This is a genomic window from Klebsiella sp. K47, from assembly GCF_051858335.1.
Lineage (GTDB): Bacteria > Pseudomonadota > Gammaproteobacteria > Enterobacterales > Enterobacteriaceae > Klebsiella > Klebsiella pneumoniae.
In genome coordinates this window covers 1-246 of record NZ_JBPYUI010000178.1, presented here as the reverse complement: position 1 = coordinate 246, position 246 = coordinate 1, and the positions used below count along the sequence as shown (strand labels likewise).

Sequence of the window (246 nt, the reverse complement as noted above, 5' to 3'; positions counted from 1 at the left end):
TTATGGACGGGTACGGGTTTAAGCCCATATCACCTTTACTGCGAACGGAGATGACGTCCGGTCGCGCTCAACAACGAAGGCGATATACCTCAACACCCACCCAGGCATCAGTTAAATGGATTTTTAAAACTGATGCTCTGGCGCAGGTGTTTGAGGCGTTTTTCAGGGATGCGCTTAAAGATGGCCAGTCCTGGTTCTATCTGAAACTCCAGACTCCCATCGGGGTAAAGCCCTATAAAGCCAGGT

The 246-nt window shown here is 50.0% G+C and carries 1 pseudogene; it reads left to right on the top strand.

Annotation, left to right across the window (positions count from 1 at the left end):
* Positions 1-2 precede the first annotated feature (2 nt).
* Positions 3-246, top strand: a pseudogene (locus RRF55_RS27600) (hypothetical protein); the annotation flags it as partial.